Consider the following 17,121-nt stretch of genomic DNA (forward strand, 5'->3'; position numbering starts at 1 on the left):
ATTTTATAATGCTCTATTTATAGAGTCCAATATCGTTCTATTTTCCTATTCCAAGCTCTCTTGCATAGTAGAAAAGATACTGCTGAGCATATCCTGCACTCACTCCAAATTTATCAAGTGCAAATTTTCTTATTTTTGTAAGGCTCATATCGTCCTCTACATAAAACTCCTGCATCACTCTTTTTACCCATACATCTACCGGGAAAGTATCCATTTTCTGCATTCCAAATAATGCTATACAGTCGCATACCTTTGGTCCTACACCATTGAATTCAAGAAGTCTTTTTCTGCACTCCTCTGTATCCATCTCTCTGAATGATTTTACATCTATTCCCGATGATTTCACCGCTTCACATGTGGATTTTATGTATTTATCTCTGAATCCTGTTTTACAGTCTCTTATTTCTTCAACTGTAGCCTTTGAAAGTTCTTCCGGTGTAGGGAATGCATAGTATTTTTTGCCTCTGTATTCACCTATATAACTTCCGTATCTTTCAGAAAGGTTCTCTATTGCCCTCTGTATCATCGGTATTCTGTTGTTTGAAGATATTATAAATGATATAAGCATCTCCCAGCTATCCTGTCTGAGTATTCTTATTCCCCATCCGAATTTGCAGGCTTTTTCAAGGTATTCGTCGTATGATTTCAGATCCTCTTTTATTTTTGAGTAATCTGTATCCATATCGAAGTAATCACGCCATATATTTTCATAGTCTTCCATGTTTGTGTTGTCTATGTATATATTATCTCCTTCTCTTCTTACATTTATAACTTTTCCCATAGCTACTCCTGTAAAAGAATCGTCTTCTTCTCTATGCCATCTGAAACACTGACCACATTCAAATACATGAACAGGATCAAAACTGTCTGCTCCCTCTATTACTATTCCATTTTCTATCTCATATACGTTCATTTCTTACCTCCGCAATTTCTTATATATCTAATTATAATACCCATATACAAAATATATAACTCCTTTTATTTATTTTAGTTCAATATAATTGTAACCCGATTGTAAAATATTGGATTTATATTTATTACAATTTGATGACATATAGTACTTTTGTTGTATATCCTTCTATTAGTATGCTATTATACAGTCAAAGAACGTCTTTAAAATTATTTATGAGGTGTTGATTATAAGGGTGTGTCTCTCATTACATCATCAGGAGGTGTAGAGTATGGTGAATTTCATCAATAAAAACAGTAAATCTCTATCTATCGTTTTGATATTTATAGCTGTATTACTTATAATTTTTATTTTCACAAGCGAAAATATATTTGGAGATAGAGCAGAACATATCGCTACAACTTTAGTTGACTTATACTTGTTGACGATCTGGTTATTTATAAGTTTAAAGGCAATATGCCAAAACAGTATTTACTCTGACAAAGTAAATAACAATCTTTGTGCTTTTTCAATAGTACTTGCTATTTTATCAGCAATACTATACTTCATCGTAGGAAAGAATATTATATATCTATATCTTGCTATAACTATAGTCATAGATATCTATCTATATTTACATAAAAAACTAAAATCAAATAAAAAAGATGTATCCGTTTGATGCTAATTATAAATATAAAAACTCCCCTGTTTATACAGGGGAGTTTTCTGTGGAGTATTGATTTTAGAAGAATAAATTTATAAGTATCAGAGCTGCTGCAACCTGTACAGTTCCTACCATTGCACCGTACATAGTTACATCTTTGCCCTGTCTTAAAAGCTCTTTTACATTTACTTTAAGTCCTATAGCCGCAAGCGCTATTATTTCAAATTTGTTGCTTATCTCTTTACACATCATTGATACATTTTCTGGTATGAATCCCATTGAGAATAATGCACATGTTATAAAGAATCCTATTACATACCAAGGTATTTTTATTCCGCCTTTTTCAGCAGCCTCTTCGCTGTACATTTCAAGTCCGTTTTTCTTTTCTTCTCTTGATTTAAGTATAGTGAAGAATATTACTACAAATATTATACATACAACCCTTACAAGTTTGAATATTGTCGCCATGTCTTTTACTTCAGGTCCTACTATTGCACCGCTCGCAACAACCTGACCTATCGACTGAAGTATTCCACCTATCATAGCTGAACTTCTAAGTGTTTCATTTCCATAAAGGAATGCTGTAATTGCAGGAAGTAAAAACATAAGCACTATTCCTGTTACATTTACTATTGTTATTGCTATTCCCTTATCGTTGTCATCTGCTCCTACAACTGGTGCTGTAGCTGCTATTGCCGAAGAACCGCACACTGCATTTCCGCTCGCCATAAGGTATCTGAAATTATTTCCGAATCCAAGTTTTTTACCTATAAATAAAGCTGATACTATTGTTATTGCCATCTGTATAACTATAAACATTATACCGCCGACTCCAAGTGCCATTATATTTCCTACACTAAGCGTTGCTCCAAGCAGAACTATTGAATACGCCAGAAGATCTGTTTCCGAAAATTTATATCCACTCATCATTTTTGACTGATCAAATGAAAGATTTCCAACTATCATTCCAAGAAATATTGCTATTGATGCAGCTCCTACGTTTGGTATAAATTTTGCCGCTACGACAGATGCCATAGCAACAGCCGCCGATACTGCAAATCCCGGTATTATCGATTTTATTCTTTCAGGAAGTCCTATCATAACTCCCGACTTTAAAGTTCCCTGATTCTGCATTTTTGTTCCTCCTTATTTTAAAACTTTTATCTCGTGTCTATGCTTTCAGTATACGCCTCGTCTAACCATTAGTAAAATGAATATATATAATCTACATTATTAAAAAATTTAATATAAATTGTGCTATAATTGTAGTATCAGGAATCAATTTTGAAGGATGTGGTATATATGTTTGAAGAACTAAAATCGTTTATCACTGTCGTTGAGCTGAAGAACTTTACAAAAGCAGCTGAAAAGCTTAGCCTGTCTCAGCCAAGCGTAAGTGTACATATAAAAAATCTCGAAAATCACTTCGGTGTAAAACTTATAGACCGTTCTGTAAAACAGAAAAGTATAGCAATTACAGATAGGGGATATCTTCTTTATAGAAGAGCAAAGGAAATTATAGAGCTTATGGATACTACTGTTCAGGAGGTAAAAAACTACAGCGAAAATATAAGCGGCAGTCTAAGAATAGGTGCCAGCCTTACTATAGGTGAGTTTCTTCTTCCAGAGCTTATAGCATATTTTTCTGAGAAATATCCGGATGTGAATATAGAGGTTTTCATTGAAAATACTTCAAAGATTGCAAATATGGTAAAAAATCTGAGCATAGATATAGGTATTATAGAGGGAAACATTTCATCATCAGACTTCAATCAGACATTCTTCTATAAAGATGAAATGGTTCTTGCATTTCCTTACTCAGAAAAAAGCCTGATTCACAAAAAGGACTATAGAGATCTTATTTCAGGAAGGAAATGGGTAGCAAGGGAATCCGGTTCCGGTACAAGGGATTTTCTGGATATGTTCCTGAGTCAGAACAAGATAACTCCTGAATCTATAACAGTTCTTGGAAGTAATTTTGCAGTCAAAGAAGCTGTAAAAAATAATATGGGTATAACTCTTCTTTCAAAACTTATATGTAAACGTGCTGAAAGAAAAGAGGAGATTGTATGCGTGTCTCCGGATGAGACATATGTGAGAAATTTTTCGTATATAGTTTCAAAAAATATAACTCCAAGTAGAGCTGCAACCGTATTTATAGATGAGCTTAAAAGCTATTCAGAATCATTATGCATATAATATTGTTAATTATTACATTATCAAATTATAAAAGCCTCTGATTTTTATATCAGAGGCTTTATTTATTATTCTTCTGTATTTTCATTTTTTTCCAGTTCTTCTTTTTCATGCTTTTTATTTTCTGTTATTCCTTTTATTCCAGCGAATAAAAATATCAGCACTCCAAGAAATTCCACTGTAGGTATATTCCATCCCTCAACTTTGTAAAGATATAACATTACAAAAAGAGCTATTGTGGAAACTATACTATATATATAGTGTCTGTATCTAAGAAAGAATATCATAATTACATTCCTAATTCTTTGAACTGTCTGCTTCCTGGTTTTACAAGTTTCTCTTTTCCTTCTTTACATAGAGGACATTCATCAGCGTCAAATACCTGTATGTCAAGTTTTATTGCACTGTATATAGGCATTCCTATATCTTCGCTTGTTCTGTCAGCTATACATGCAACACCTATAACTTCTCCACCTAATTCTTCAAGAACTCTTTTAGTTTCTTTTGTTGATTTTCCTGTAGTTACAACGTCTTCTGCTATTATTATTTTAGCACCTGGCTTAACTTCGAATCCTCTTCTAAGTTCCATAGTGTTGTCTTTTCTTTCAGTGAATACTGCTTCTTTACCTAACTGTCTTCCTAGTTCGTAAGAAACTACAACTCCACCCATTGCTGGCCCTACTACAAGGTCTATATCAAGATCTTTTATCTGCTCAACAACTGTGCTAAGTACCTGCTCAGCGTACTCTGGGAATCTAAGAACTTTTGCACACTGTATATATCTGTTACTGTGCTTTCCTGAAGATAAAAGGAAGTGTCCTTCTAATAATGCATCACTTTTTTTAAGTATTTCTATTACATCTACATTGCTCATATCTTTGTCCTCCATTTATATTATTATTTCATTTTTAGTCTTTATCTTTAATCCATATACTATTATACAATAGTTTCTCAGTATGTAAAATTATTTTTGTATACAATTTGAATTTTGTTTTATATTATACCTCTTATTTCATCAAGGTTTTTTATTCCCTCGCTGTCCATAAGTTCTTCCAGTTCTTTAAGTATCTGTATTCCCGCTTCAGGATTCATGAAGTTTACAGTTCCAAGCTGTACAAGAGTTGCTCCAGCCATTATAAATTCAAGTATATCCTTGGCTGAAGATATTCCTCCCATTCCTATTACAGGTATGTTTACTGCCTGACTTACCTCGTATACCATTCTAAGTGCTATAGGTTTTATAGCTGGTCCTGAAAGTCCTGCTGTCACATTTTCAAATACAGGTTTTCTTCTTTTTATATCTATTGCAAGTGCCTTGAATGTGTTTACAAGAGATACACCGTCTGCTCCCTCTTCTTCACATACTTTTGCCATTCCAACTATGTCTTCCGCATTTGGAGAAAGTTTTACTACTAGAGGATGTTTACATACTTTTCTTACCTCTCTTACAACTTCTCTTGCAACTTCATTTTTTATTCCGAAAGCCATTCCACCGGCTTTTACGTTAGGGCATGATATGTTAAGTTCCACTATATCTATATCCTGGTCGTTTAAAAGTTCTACACCTTTTACATAGTCCTCCAGACAACCTCCACCAACATTTGCTATTCTAACGCATTTAAGGTTTCCGAAGAAAGGCATTTCGTGATCTATGAATCCCTGAACTCCAGGGTTTTCAAGTCCGACACTGTTCATTATTCCAGATGGAGTTTCATATATTCTAAGTCCGTTGTTACCTGGTTTTGCATTTAGAGTAAGACCTTTACTGCTTATTCCTCCAAGCTCGTTTACATCGTAGTACTCGTTGTATTCTTTACCAAACCCAAATGTACCAGATGCCATTATTATAGGGTTTTTGAATTCTATATCACCGAATTTTACTCTTAAATCTGCCATTAGAAAATCACGTCCTCTCCCCAGAATACTGGTCCGTCTTTACAAGTCTTTTTGTTTCCGCCTTTTGTTTTGCATGTACATACAAGGCAGGCTCCTACACCACAGGCCATGTGATTTTCAAGAGAAACCATTATTCTTGTATCTGTTCCTTCACACATTTTTACAAGTTTTTCCATCATAGGAGTAGGTCCACATGTAAGTATATAGTCGTACTCGTTTACATCAAGTATATCTGTTATAAATGTATTTCCTGTAGTTGTTTTTACTTCATTACAGTATTTACTGTACTCTTCAACAAGTATCGGCTCTTCTCTGAATCCAAGATATGCATCGCATCCAGGCATATTTTTAGCTACAAGGTATAGAGGAGCAACTCCTATTCCTCCACCTACAAGAGCAACTTTTCCTTCTACTTTTTCATATCCGTTTCCATAAGGTCCCTGAAGCTGTATTTCATCTCCTGCTTCAAGTTTTGCAAATATCTCAGTTCCTTCTCCCACAACTTTGTAAAGGAAGCTTATGCTTTCCTCGTCTATATCGTGGATACTTATCGGTCTTGAAAGTACCGGGTATTTATCCCATGCTCTAAGCATATAGAACTGTCCCATTTTTCCTTCAAAGTTTCCTGCAACCTTCATTCTGTACATATCTTCACCGATATATACATTTTCTAAAATTCTGCTCATCTAATATCTTCCTTTCATCTATTTTGGTTCTTCTATTCCTAAAAGCTTCATTATAAGCGCCATTCTTACATACATTCCGTATCCTGCCTGCTTGAAATATACTGCTCTTTCATCCGAATCCACATCTGTAGATATTTCATTTACTCTTGGAAGTGGATGAAGAACTAACATATTTTCTTTTGCAGATTTCATTTTTTCCGCATTAAGTATGTAAGTATCTTTAAGTCTTTCGTACTGCTCTATATCGTCAAATCTTTCTCTCTGAACTCTAGTCATATAAAGTATATCAAGATCCGGTATAGAACTTTCAAGATCTGTTGTTTCAACAAAATCGTGTCCAGCTATTGCCTCTTTTACATAGTCAGGCATTTTTAACTCTTCTGGTGCTATAAATACAAATTTTGTACCTTTGTATCTTGACATAGCCTTTGTAAGTGAGTGTACTGTTCTTCCGTATTTCAGATCTCCGCAAAGTCCTATTGTATGACCTTCAAGAGTTCCTCTAAGAGATTTTATTGTAAGAAGATCTGTAAGAGTCTGAGTTGGATGCTGATTTCCACCATCTCCCGCATTTATAAATGGACGAGGGCATACCTCTACTGCTTCTTTTGCAGCACCTGCCACCGGATGTCTCATCGCTATTATATCAACATAATTTGATACTGTTTTTATTGTGTCCTGAAGAGTTTCCCCTTTTGTTGTTGAAGATGCTCCAGGATCTGAAAATCCTACTACACGTCCGCCAAGTCTGTTTATAGCTGATTCGAAGCTAAGTCTTGTTCTTGTAGATGGTTCGAAGAAAAGTGTTGCCATAAGTTTACCGTCACATACATGGATAAACTTTTCAGGATTTTCTATTATTCTGTTTGCCAGTTCAAGAACTTCATCTATTTCTTCTACAGTGAAATCCTCTGGCCGTATTAAACTTCTTGATTTTAACATGTCGTATCCCCTCTCCTAGACTCATAGAAACGTTATAGAGCCTTTTATTTCTTTTAGTAGCTTATCACCTTTGTTTTTTTATGTCAATAAAATCATTATTTATCTATATTTTACCATATTGCCTATCTTAAAAAGAATATCTAACCCCAAAAAAGCTCACATAAAATGTGAGCCTTTATTTATATATTATTCTGTTTTTATAATACTCTTCTGGCTGTTACAAAATGGCTTGTATAATAATCTGAATCTATACTTGTAACTTTTACAACATCTCCTGAATGAGGAGCATGTATCATACATCCATTTCCTACATATATTCCTACATGACTTACATTTCCTGTTCCATCTGTAGCAAAGAATACAAGATCTCCTGCCTGAAGCTGATCTCTCGATACCTCTGTACCAACATTTGCCTGATCTCTTGATACTCTTGGAAGAGACACTCCTACTGCATTTCTGAATACATAACTTGTAAATCCTGAACAGTCAAACTTGTCAGGACCTGTTGATCCCCAAAGATATGGAGATCCTTTCTTTGAGTACGCAAGGTTAAGTACAGCCTGTACACTGTAGCTGTCAGCTGAAGGTACATCTATTACATTTCCGTTTACATCTACAGAAGGTACTATAGGTGCTTCATCTGTTACATAGTCCGCATGCACATATCCTTCTGTACCCCGGTTTCTTACCTGAAGCCAGTCTCCTTCTTTTTTAACAACTGTAAGGGCACTTCCCTTATCAAGTTCCTCTATTACTTCAGCTGAAGTATTGTCAGCTGCTCTAAGGTTAAGAGTAGACGCCGTAGTGAACGCAACTCCCTCTGATATATCTACAAATTCAGATGAAATCCATGCTTCGTCTTCTCCGTCCTCTACATTAAGCCATTCACCCTGAATTCCTATTACTTTGAACTGCTCTCCCTCTTTTGCAACTCTTTTTACACTTCCATCTATTCTTACATTAACTGATTTTCCGTCTTTTACAGTAGCTGTCTTGTATGGCGCCTCCTGATACTCCTCTATTACTATTCCAGTTTCAGAAGATGCTTTTACTTCTCCTATTTCATCTGCTGATACAAGAGCTGTTCCACCTGCTATTATAACCGCAGACATTACAAGAGACATTATTTTATTCTTATCCATCGATACACCTCCTAAATAACATTATATCCATTCCTCTGTTTTTTATACGTCTAATCTATATTATACAATCAACTTTTTATAATGTAAATGATTTACATAACATTATCATATATATCAAAATCAATATAGAAAGTACTTCCCTTTTGATACTCACTTTTGACCTTCAATTCCGTATTATGTCTTTTTGCTATTCTCTGGGCAATTGCAAGTCCAAGTCCTGTTCCTCTTTTATTTCTTTCATCTCTGCTTCTACTGAATCTTTCAAATATATTTTCTATATCTGAGTCCGCTATTCCACATCCTCTATCTTTTACAGATACTCTTACCTTGTTGTTATATGTATATACCTTTATTTTTACATCTGTATTTTCCTCTGAAAATTTCACTGCATTATCCCCAAGTACAAGTATAAGTTGTCTAAGTCTGGCATAGTCACCTTTTATATATGTTTCACCAACCGATATATCAGTTATTACATTTATATTTTTTTCTGCTGCAAGGTGTCTTATACTTCTCGATGCATCAGATACAAGCTCCTGTATATTTATTATATCCGAGTCTATCTTAAACTTCGCATTCTGAAGTCTTGAAAGTTCAAGTGTATCATTTACAAGTCTCTGCATATAGATACTCTCATTTTTTATTTTTTCTATCATTTCATCTTTTTCATTTTCATCACTTACAATACCGTCGCTTAACATCTCTGCCATTCCTCTCATAACGGTTACAGGCGTTCTAAGCTCATGAGATATATTTGATATAAACTCTTCTCTGAGTTTTTCAAGTTTATCCCTTTCCTCATCTGCTTTTTTCAGTTTTTCGGACATAGTATCTACAGATTTCCGAAGTTGCCCAATCTCATCATTTCTCTTAAGTCCTGTTTTTTTACCTGTATTTCCCTTTGCTATCTCAGATATCGTATTTTTTATAACTGATAGTGAATTTATCATTCTTCCAGATAAAAATATACCTGCAATAACCGATAGTATTATAGCTGAAACTATACTCATTATAACTATCATAAATACATTTTTTATACCCGACTCCATAAAATTCATATTTCTATCGAGTACAACTCCACCTATAATTTCATCATTTTCTCCATATACGGGAGCATATGATATTATATGTCCCCGAAAACTCCTTTTATTTATATCCGAAACTACGCCGCTTTCCCCGGAAAAAGACTTCTGTATAACATCCATATATCCCTTTGGCATATCGCTATATGTATTATAAACAGTTTCTCCGCCTGTTATAACATCTTCATTCTTCATATCTATAATAAATACTTCAGCATCTGCAAGACTGTTTGCAAGCCTTATATAACCTTTTATACCTCCTGACATACCTGAATGATTCCGATTATTTTTCTTTCCTTTTCCCGAAACTCCCCGGCCGGATGATACTCCGTCTGTTACACTTTGTGATCCCGATATATTTTCAGATATCGACTTTGTGTGGTGCATCAGATCATCTGCTGTTGTATCTATACTATACTTCATAAAGAATATAAGAAAAACTGTGCACATAACCGCAGAGAAAAGAATTACTATTCCCGCAATATAAACGGCGATTTTTGATTTTATGCTTTTAAATCCGAGATATCTTTTCAAATTTATATCCCACCCCTCTTACAGTAGTTATATCCCATCCTTTTTTTTCATACTTTTCAATTTTTGCTCTAAGTCTTTTTATATGCGTATCAACCGTTCTTATATCACCGTAGTAATCAATACCCCATATACTATCGAGAAGATTATCCCTTGTAAATACTTTCTGCGGAGATGACGCTATCATTATAAGAAGTTCCTTTTCTTTTTTTGTAAGTGACAACTCATCCTCATTTATATACACAGAAAATTTTTCTATATCTATAGTCAGATTACCACATTTTATTGTATTTTCATTTGTTTCAACCTCTATTTCTCTTCCTATTCTTCTCATTATAGCTCTTATTCTTGCCATTACTTCCGCTGGAGAAAACGGCTTTACAATATAATCGTCTGCACCTATATCAAGCCCCATTATTCTGTCCATATCCTCACCTTTCGCTGTCACCATTATAATAGGAACATTTGAGTATTTCCTTATTCTTCTGCATACCTCAAAGCCGTCAATTTCGGGAAGCATAACATCCAATAGTATAATATCCGCTCCATCTTTTTCGTATATCTCTATTGCTTCCTTGCCATCATACGCCGACATTGTACTGTATCCCTGATTTTTACAATATTTTACAAGTACATCATTTATATCTCTATTATCATCAACTATAAGTATTTTCATATCAATTCCTCCTTTATGACAATTATACATCCGTATTCTGTACTTTTTGTGTCATTTTTTTATTTTGTCACTTAAAGGACACATTTCTGATTTATTATACAATCAAAGGATAGAACAAACAAAATCAGAGTATTAAAACAAATTGAAATGGAGGTATTTATTATGAAAAAAAGATTAAAAGTTATAGGACTTGCAGCAGCTTCTTCAGTAATGCTTCTTTCAACATCTATATATGCTGATTCAACAGGTCAGTCTCTTGTTGATATAGTATCAAAAATCACTGGAAAAACTACTACTGAGGTTACAGAAATGAGATCTGATGGTATGACATATGGAGAAATCGCAGCTTCTTCTGGTAAACTTGATGAATTCAAAAAAGAAACAGGAAAAAACAACTGTACAGGAGATGGAACTTGCACATATTCTCAGGGTAATGGTAATTGCGATGGCACTGGTTATGGAAATGGTACATGTAATGTAAATTCCAACTCAGCCGGCAATTCACAAAACAGTTCATATGAAACAGATAACAGCAATAGTACTCAGAATAATTCCAACAGTAGCGGATTACAGAACGGTTCTGGAAATGGAAACAAAGGAAACGGACCTCGTGATGGTTCCGGCAAGGGTAACGGTGGACATGGAAGAAGGGACGGCAGTTGCATAAATAATTAAATCCATAAAAAAATAAAAGGCAGGGTTAAAACCCTGCCTTGTTTATTCACTGTAATACTTTGAGTAAATCTTAGTACCATCCTCTTAATTTCATAGCAGTTGCTACTCTCTTAACTGAGTGCATGTATGCAGATTCTCTCATTGTTACATTGTATTCTTCTTTTATTTTCCATAGAGCTTCGAAAGCTTTAACCATAGCTTCTTCTTCCTTAGCTTCTACTTCAGCTTCTGACCAGTAGTATCCGTATAAGTTCTGTACCCACTCGAAGTAAGAAACAGTAACACCACCAGCGTTAGTTAATATATCTGGAGTTAATACTATACCTTTTTCAGCTAAAACTTCGTCAGCTTCTGGAGTAGTAGGTCCATTTGCAGCTTCACAAACTAATTTAGCTTTTATAGTTTTTGCAACGTCTGCAGTTATAGCGTTTTCTAGAGCAGCTGGAACTAATATATCTACATCTAATGCCCAGAACTCATCTAATGATAAGTGTTTAGCTCCTGGGAAGTTATATAAGTTTCCGTTTTCAGCTCTGAAGTCCCACATAGCCTGGAAATCTAATCCAGCTTCGTTGTATATTACGTAAGTTCCGTGATCTTTGCACCACTCAGCTATAGCAACAACAGTTCCGCCTAATTTCTGTATATTTTTAACTGTGAAAGCACCAACGTTACCGAATCCCTGTACAGCAACTTTAGCTTCTTTCATGTCTATTCCTAATTTTTTAGCTGCTTCTCTAGCAGTTACAGCAACACCGAATCCAGTAGCTTCGTTTCTTCCTAGAGATCCACCGAACTCAACTGGTTTACCAGTTATAACACCTATATTGCTGCTTCCTGTTAATTTATTGTATTCGTCAACCATCCAAGACATTATCTGTCCATTTGTGTTTACGTCTGGAGCTGGTACGTCTACTTTTTCTCCTATTAATTTATATATACCATCTATATATCCTCTTGATAATCTTTCAAGTTCTCCCTGAGATAAAGTAGCTGGGTCAACTATTATACCACCTTTACCTCCACCATAAGGTATACCTGTTACTGAACATTTGAAAGTCATCCATATAGATAAAGCTTTAACTTCTTCTAATGATACGTTTGGATGGAATCTTACTCCACCTTTTGTTGGTCCTACAGCATCGTTGTGCTGAGATCTGAACCCTTTGAATACTTTTATAGAACCGTCATCCATTTTAACTGGTATGTTAACTTCTATAACTCTCTGTGGTTCTTTTAGTAATTCATATACGTTTGGTTCCATTCCTAACTTATCACATGCTTTTTTAACCTGAGCTTGTGCGTTTTCAAATACATTTCCTGACATTTGTAAGCCCCCTTAAATATTCATCATTGAACAAAAGTAAATTTTTCACGCTGAAAAAAACTTTTTCCCGCGTCTACATTTTGATTATAACATACTTTTTTAAAAATAGTACAACATTTTTATAATTATTTCAAAATTTTTAATTAATAAATTTATATTTACTATTTCTTTATTTTAATTATATTTATATTAACTTTTCTTATATTAATCATGGTCATGGTTTCAAGACTCTTCTTTATATTAAATTGGAGCTTTTTTACCATTTTCAAATTATCAGCAGAATCGATAAATATGCCTATATTTACATCTGTATAAGACTCACTGTTTTCCACATCTATATGTTTTACTTTTGTAACAAATCCTATTGTTTCGCATACATGTCTTATTATCTGTATTACTGCGTCAGGACTTATATAAAACCCGCCTATATAGCTGAATGTAGGCCTTATAACTGTTTTTTCGACCTCTTTTATTTCATTGTTTCTTCCAACAAAATAACCCCTTAGGGAGTTTATACTTATTCCATTTACCATGTTTTTTACCTGCACTGTAGGCGCTGGAATAATATGCCTTCCATTTTTTCTGCACTCTCTGGCTTTTTCTATTTCCTCATCTGTACTTATAGTATTTATATATATGTACTCGTATATTGTTCCCAGATCGAGTCTCTCAGCTATCCTATTTACCATTTTATCTGATGTGCCTATAACAAGAATTTTTCCAGGCGTATCACTGTTAATCTTTTCTCTAACATTTTTTCTGTGGGTTTCGTCTGAAAATATAGCTGTCCTAACCGCCTCAACCTTTGTTTTTGACTGCTTTGCGGACTTTCCTGCAACTATATTACCTCTATGAATCAGTAGCCCATCATCTATTATCCAATCTATGTCCTTTTCGTAGGATAATTCTATTGCCTTATGACTTTTTCCAGTTCCACTTTTTCCTACCAATGCATAAATCTTCAAAAGTATACCCCCTTTATGATATCGTTTTCATATCTTTGTTTTATTTTGTCGCCTTCCAGCTATTTATTATATACTATTACTTTAATTATTACATACTATTTATATTTTAACCTTTATATTTTTAGTAAATTCTGACATTTCACTCAATAATTAATTTATATTTACCGCATATATACTTTACATATTATTGAAATTTTTTTAACATTTTTTCTCTTATATGAAATAGCTCATTTATTATATCAATTATAAATCTAAGATTTTATTTTTCCAGAAATAACTTTTATCAAAAGAAACTCTCACTTGATATTCAAATCCATTGTGTATTTGAAAAAAATATTTAAATCTTCCAACACATTAAAATCAAGCCATTTTCAGCATGTATATAAAAAATATTGCAATCTATAACTGCAATTTAATTGTTCATTATGATTTTTTTTGTTATAATGAGATTACAGTAAAAAATAATTATTAGGAGGATACTAAAATGGCATACAAAATAACAGATTCTTGTGTAAGCTGTGGTGCTTGTGCAGCTGAATGTCCAGTTGGAGCAATATCTGAAGGAGATAGCATATATGTAATAGATGCTGACGCTTGTGTAGATTGTGGTGCTTGCGAATCTACATGTCCAGTTGGAGCTCCTCAGGCTGAATAATTATCAGACAAAGAGAGTATAAAAAAGCTGATTTGAAATTTTCAAATCAGCTTTTTTGTTTTTAATCAGTACACACATAATTAAAATCTATTTGTTCTCTGCTGTTTCCTTCATAAGGTATGATAATGTAAACAGACTCTCAGTAAGATTTACATTCTCAACTATTATACCTTTTGGAACTTCAAGGTCTATTGGAGCAAAGTTCCATATACCTTTTATTCCAGCTCCGACTATTCTGTCTATAAGCTCCTGTGCTCCATTTTTAGGTATACATACTATAGCAATGTCTATATCGTGTTTCTTTATATATTCCTCTATTGTATCAGAATCAAGTATTTCAAGATCTCTTATTTTTAGACCTATCATTCTCGGATTTGCATCAAAAAGAGCTTTTATCTCAAATCCTGAGTTTCTGAATCCTGAATAGTTTGTTATAGCCTGACCAAGATTACCAACCCCTATAAGTATTGCATTGTATGGTTTATCAAGACCAAGTATTTTTCCTATCTCGGCATGAAGAGCCTCAACATTGTATCCGTATCCCTGCTGACCGAATCCACCGAAATTGTTAAGGTCCTGTCTTATCTGAGAAGCTGTGAACCCTATTATCTCACTAAGTTCCTTTGAAGATATTCTCTGAACATCATCTTCAAGAAGTTCTCCAAGATATCTGTAGTATTTAGGAAGTCTTCTTATTACAGCCATCGATATGTTCTTGTTTCCCATTTCAAACACCTCCCTTTCTCAAATCGTCTTATTACAGTTTATCACATATAACATTCTTTTTGCAAAACCAATATATATAGCCTTGAATATATTATATCAAAACATTATAATTTTAGGTAGCTTAGGAGGTAGAAATTTATGATAATTTTGTCATGCAACAATGTAAATAAGAGCTTCGGAGTGGAAACCATTCTTGAAAATATATCTTTCACAGTAAATGAGGGTGACAAAATCGGTATTATAGGTGTCAACGGTACCGGTAAAACCACCCTTTTTAAAATAATTTCAGGTATATACAGCTGTGACAGCGGCGATATATATACTTCAAAAGACTGTGAGATAGGATATCTTGAGCAGAATACCAACTTCTACTCTGAAAACACTATATTCAATGAGGTCGTTGAGGTTTTCAGAAATCTTATCGCTCTTGAAGATGAACTAAGAACACTTGAACAGAAAATATCTGATAAAAGTAATGATAATGAAGCTGAGCTTAACAGACTTATGGATTTGTATGCCAGAAAACTTGAGTTTTTCCAGGAATCAAACGGATATGGATACAAATCTGAAGTAAGAGGAGTTCTAAAAGGACTTGGGTTCAGCGACGAGGATATGGAAAAACCTATAAAAATTCTTTCCGGTGGAGAAAAAACAAGGGTACTTCTTGCAAAACTTCTTCTGAAAAAACCTACCCTTCTTCTTCTGGACGAGCCTACAAACCATCTGGATGCAGAGGCACTTGAGTGGCTGGAACTGTTTTTAAAACAGTACAGAGGAACTGTTATTCTTATATCACATGACAGATATTTCCTTGATCAGTCGGTAAATAGAATCTTTGAAATTCACAACAAAAAACTTAAAGCATACAACGGAAACTATTCTGATTTCATAGTGAAATCTGAGATTGAAAAGGAAATCGAAAAAAAGAAATATGAAAATCAGCAGAGAGAAATCAAAAAACAGGAAGAATCAATAGAAAGATTAAAGGCCTATGGTAGAGAGAAACATCTGAAAAGAGCCAGAAGTAAAGAAAAGGCTCTAAATAAAATAGAGGTTCTTGATAGACCAGACGGCGAAAGAAAAAAAGCCAATATAAAATTCATACCGTCAGTAGAAAGTGGAAACGATGTATTACAGGTAAGAGATCTTGAAATGGGATTTGAAGACAGAACCTTGTTTAAAAATTTAAATCTGGATATTTACAGAGGTGAAAAAGTCGCACTTATCGGTCCAAACGGAGCCGGAAAATCTACACTTTTCAAAATTATAATGGATGAAATAAAACCTCTTGCCGGAGATGTAAAATTCGGTACATCTGTAAACATATCTTACTTCCATCAGGAACAGAAAACACTTAATCTTGAAAATACTATAATAGATGAAATATGGGATTCAAATACTCACCTTACTCAGACAGAAATAAGAACAATGCTTGGAGCGTTCCTTTTCTCTGATGAGGACGTATTCAAAAAAATATCATCTCTAAGCGGTGGCGAAAGAGCCAGAGTTGCAATACTTAAACTTATACTTTCAAAGGCAAACTTTCTTCTTCTGGACGAGCCTACAAACCACCTGGATATAGACTCAAAAGAAGTTCTTGAAACTGCTATAAAAAACTACACAGGTACAGTGTTTACAATATCACACGACAGATATTTCCTAAACAAAATAGCAGATAAAATAGTCGTACTTTCTGAAGATGGTATAACTGAATACCTTGGAAACTACGACTACTATCTTGAAAAGAAAAAACAGCTTCTTGAAATGGATAATGGTGAAGAGGAGACTGTAACAAAAACTAAAACTCAGCTTAAAGAAGAAAAGAAAAAAGAAAGAGAAGAAAGAGAGCGGAAAAGACGGAGCAGAAATAAAATCAAAAAGCTTGAAGAGGATATAGAACAGACAGAAAAGAAAATCAGCGGACTTGATATTATGCTTTGTCAGGAGGAAATATATTCAAATCCTGAAAAGTCAAAGGAAGTTAATCAGGAAAAAGCAGAACTTGAATCAAAGCTTGAAAGATTATACGCTGAATGGGAAAAAGTTATGGAATAGAAAGGGGTTTTTAT

Annotated in this window: 17 protein-coding genes; 4 read left to right on the plus strand and 13 right to left on the minus strand. The window is 34.1% G+C overall.

Going from position 1 to position 17,121, the window contains the following annotated elements:
- Window positions 1-37: 37 nt before the first annotated feature.
- Window positions 38-913: a DNA-3-methyladenine glycosylase family protein gene (locus EXD82_RS03210; RefSeq protein ID WP_142535476.1), complete on the minus strand. Its 876-nt coding sequence runs from the start codon at window positions 911-913 to the stop codon at window positions 38-40.
- A gap of 718 nt (window positions 914-1,631) precedes the next feature.
- Window positions 1,632-2,687 (minus strand): YeiH family protein, encoded by a 1,056-nt coding sequence (locus EXD82_RS03215; protein ID WP_246082000.1) that lies wholly within the window; start codon window positions 2,685-2,687, stop codon window positions 1,632-1,634.
- Window positions 2,688-2,855: 168 nt separating this feature from the next.
- Between EXD82_RS03215 and EXD82_RS03220 the strand changes: the two genes are divergently transcribed.
- Entirely contained in the window at window positions 2,856-3,752 is an 897-nt protein-coding gene (locus tag EXD82_RS03220) for a LysR substrate-binding domain-containing protein (protein ID WP_142535477.1), read from the plus strand.
- A gap of 65 nt (window positions 3,753-3,817) precedes the next feature.
- Here the strand turns inward: EXD82_RS03220 and EXD82_RS03225 are convergent, their stop codons facing one another.
- The 8 genes from EXD82_RS03225 to EXD82_RS03260 all read right to left on the minus strand — a co-directional run bounded on the left by EXD82_RS03225 (window position 3,818) and on the right by EXD82_RS03260 (window position 10,704).
- Window positions 3,818-4,036 carry a hypothetical protein gene (locus EXD82_RS03225; RefSeq protein WP_142535478.1) on the minus strand — a complete coding sequence of 73 codons (219 nt, stop codon included), beginning with the start codon at window positions 4,034-4,036 and terminating at the stop codon, window positions 3,818-3,820.
- Between the two features lie 2 nt (window positions 4,037-4,038).
- Window positions 4,039-4,623, minus strand: a complete 585-nt coding sequence (gene pyrE, locus EXD82_RS03230; protein ID WP_142535479.1) for an orotate phosphoribosyltransferase — start codon at window positions 4,621-4,623, stop codon at window positions 4,039-4,041.
- Window positions 4,624-4,742: 119 nt separating this feature from the next.
- The gene (locus tag EXD82_RS03235; protein WP_142535480.1) at window positions 4,743-5,645 is read right to left on the minus strand and encodes a dihydroorotate dehydrogenase; all 903 of its coding nucleotides are present in this window, start codon (window positions 5,643-5,645) and stop codon (window positions 4,743-4,745) included.
- Window positions 5,645-6,331 carry a dihydroorotate dehydrogenase electron transfer subunit gene (locus EXD82_RS03240; protein ID WP_142535481.1) on the minus strand — a complete coding sequence of 229 codons (687 nt, stop codon included), beginning with the start codon at window positions 6,329-6,331 and terminating at the stop codon, window positions 5,645-5,647. The genes EXD82_RS03235 and EXD82_RS03240 overlap by 1 nt, the downstream gene beginning before the upstream one ends.
- 18 nt (window positions 6,332-6,349) lie before the next feature.
- Window positions 6,350-7,273, minus strand: a complete 924-nt coding sequence (gene pyrB / locus EXD82_RS03245) for an aspartate carbamoyltransferase (protein WP_142535482.1) — start codon at window positions 7,271-7,273, stop codon at window positions 6,350-6,352.
- 197 nt (window positions 7,274-7,470) lie between these two features.
- On the minus strand, window positions 7,471-8,415 hold the full coding sequence (locus EXD82_RS03250) for a C40 family peptidase (RefSeq protein WP_174919140.1): 945 nt from the start codon (window positions 8,413-8,415) through the stop codon (window positions 7,471-7,473).
- 92 nt (window positions 8,416-8,507) lie between these two features.
- Window positions 8,508-10,031, minus strand: a complete 1,524-nt coding sequence (locus EXD82_RS03255; protein ID WP_142535483.1) for a sensor histidine kinase — start codon at window positions 10,029-10,031, stop codon at window positions 8,508-8,510.
- Window positions 10,009-10,704: a response regulator transcription factor gene (locus EXD82_RS03260; RefSeq protein ID WP_142535484.1), complete on the minus strand. Its 696-nt coding sequence runs from the start codon at window positions 10,702-10,704 to the stop codon at window positions 10,009-10,011. Before EXD82_RS03260 ends, EXD82_RS03255 begins: the two co-directional genes overlap by 23 nt.
- Window positions 10,705-10,866: 162 nt before the next feature.
- Here EXD82_RS03260 and EXD82_RS03265 point away from each other — a divergent pair, with 162 nt between their 5' ends.
- The gene (locus EXD82_RS03265; RefSeq protein ID WP_142535485.1) at window positions 10,867-11,379 is read left to right on the plus strand and encodes a hypothetical protein; all 513 of its coding nucleotides are present in this window, start codon (window positions 10,867-10,869) and stop codon (window positions 11,377-11,379) included.
- Window positions 11,380-11,449: 70 nt separating this feature from the next.
- Here the strand turns inward: EXD82_RS03265 and gluD are convergent, their stop codons facing one another.
- Both gluD and EXD82_RS03275 read right to left on the minus strand, forming a co-directional pair.
- Window positions 11,450-12,706 carry an NAD-specific glutamate dehydrogenase gene (gluD, locus tag EXD82_RS03270; protein WP_142535486.1) on the minus strand — a complete coding sequence of 419 codons (1,257 nt, stop codon included), beginning with the start codon at window positions 12,704-12,706 and terminating at the stop codon, window positions 11,450-11,452.
- A gap of 161 nt (window positions 12,707-12,867) precedes the next feature.
- Window positions 12,868-13,671: an ATP-binding protein gene (locus EXD82_RS03275; RefSeq protein ID WP_142535487.1), complete on the minus strand. Its 804-nt coding sequence runs from the start codon at window positions 13,669-13,671 to the stop codon at window positions 12,868-12,870.
- 484 nt (window positions 13,672-14,155) lie between these two features.
- Here EXD82_RS03275 and EXD82_RS03280 point away from each other — a divergent pair, with 484 nt between their 5' ends.
- Window positions 14,156-14,326 (plus strand): DUF362 domain-containing protein, encoded by a 171-nt coding sequence (locus EXD82_RS03280; protein ID WP_142535488.1) that lies wholly within the window; start codon window positions 14,156-14,158, stop codon window positions 14,324-14,326.
- Window positions 14,327-14,413: 87 nt separating this feature from the next.
- Here EXD82_RS03280 and EXD82_RS03285 read toward each other — a convergent pair whose 3' ends face one another.
- Window positions 14,414-15,052, minus strand: coding sequence for a redox-sensing transcriptional repressor Rex (locus tag EXD82_RS03285; RefSeq protein WP_142535489.1), 639 nt, complete (start codon window positions 15,050-15,052; stop codon window positions 14,414-14,416).
- Between the two features lie 138 nt (window positions 15,053-15,190).
- Here EXD82_RS03285 and EXD82_RS03290 point away from each other — a divergent pair, with 138 nt between their 5' ends.
- Window positions 15,191-17,107, plus strand: a complete 1,917-nt coding sequence (locus EXD82_RS03290) for an ABC-F family ATP-binding cassette domain-containing protein (protein WP_142535490.1) — start codon at window positions 15,191-15,193, stop codon at window positions 17,105-17,107.
- Window positions 17,108-17,121: the final 14 nt, after the last annotated feature.

Origin of the sequence: Peptacetobacter hominis (assembly GCF_006861675.1) — a bacterium.
In the GTDB taxonomy this organism is placed as follows: Bacteria; Bacillota; Clostridia; order Peptostreptococcales; family Peptostreptococcaceae; genus Peptacetobacter; species Peptacetobacter hominis.